General features: G+C 72.4%; 2 protein-coding genes. Both read left to right on the top strand.

The window, feature by feature from the left end; all coding sequences use genetic code 11:
- Positions 1–119 precede the first annotated feature (119 nt).
- Positions 120–482, top strand: a complete 363-nt coding sequence (locus F8A92_RS18470) for a YlxR family protein (protein WP_153506642.1) — start codon at positions 120–122, stop codon at positions 480–482.
- A gap of 116 nt (positions 483–598) precedes the next feature.
- Positions 599–954, top strand: a 356-nt coding sequence (locus F8A92_RS18465) for a translation initiation factor IF-2 N-terminal domain-containing protein (protein WP_194291595.1), incomplete at its 3' end; no start/stop codon positions are given.

The raw sequence follows: 954 nt of genomic DNA, 5'->3' as shown, positions 1-954 counted from the left end.
CGCCGACCGGCCCGACGGGCAGCGACCCCCGGCGGGTCCGCGCCGCTGATCGTCCGCGTCGCGGGTCCGCAGAGAGCCTCCGTCCGCGTGCCGACGCCGCGCGCCCGGCGGCGCGGGGTATGCTGTCTGATGGTGTCCCGCACGCGCGGACGGCAGCCGCCGGTGAGGAGGGCTCACGAGTGAACCCCCGAACCTGCATCGGATGCCGCCGGACGGCGGACGCCAGCGAGCTGATCCGCATCGTGGTGGACGCCGCAGATCCCGGACTGGTCCGGGTCGACCTGCGGCGCCGACTTCCCGGCCGGGGGGCGCACCTGCACCCCACGGCCACCTGCCTCGAGGCGGCCACTCGGAAGCGTGCCTTCGTCCGCGCTCTGCGCACCGGCTCTCCGGTGCGGACAGCGGAGGTCGAGCGGTACGTCGCCGAGGCCCACAGCTCACCGACCAGCAACCGTGACCCGATTGGTGATGGATCCCGATGATCAAGGCATCCCGATGAATCAGGCAGCCCGATGAAGATGCAGCGATGACTGTTCTTCACTGGAAAAACACGAGGTCGTAGCGGAGTCCCTGCTGCGGCTTCAAGATGAGGAGACCCGTGGCAGGCAAGGCCCGCGTGCACGAGCTCGCTAAAGAGCTCGGTGTCACCAGCAAGCAAGTACTCGCCAAGCTCGGCGAGATGGGCGAGTTCGTCAAGAGCGCGAGCTCGACCGTCGAAGCGCCCGTGGCGCGCAAGCTGAAGGAACAGCTCGCCGCCGGCGGCGGCAGCCAGAAGGCGGCGAAGTCCGGCCCGCCCAAGGTCGAGGTCAGCGGCCCCGTGCCGTCCTCGGTCGCACCCAAGCCCGGACCGAAGCCTGCGCCCGCGCCTCCCGCGGCCGCCGCGCAGCCGCCGACTCCGGCTCCGGCACCCGCCCCGGCCCCGGCGTCCGAGGCACCCGCGCCCGGTCCGCGCCC

The sequence above is a fragment of the Cumulibacter manganitolerans genome, from assembly GCF_009602465.1.
In the GTDB taxonomy this organism is placed as follows: domain Bacteria; phylum Actinomycetota; class Actinomycetes; order Mycobacteriales; family Antricoccaceae; genus Cumulibacter; species Cumulibacter manganitolerans.
Note: the sequence above shows the minus strand (reverse complement) of the source record. Positions and strands in the feature narration are given on the sequence as shown.

What these genes read in the sequence shown, in the direction of transcription:
- F8A92_RS18470 (WP_153506642.1), top strand. Translation starts at nt 120, where the DNA reads ATGCTGTCTGATGGTGTCCCGCACGCGCGGACGGCAGCCGCCGGTGAG.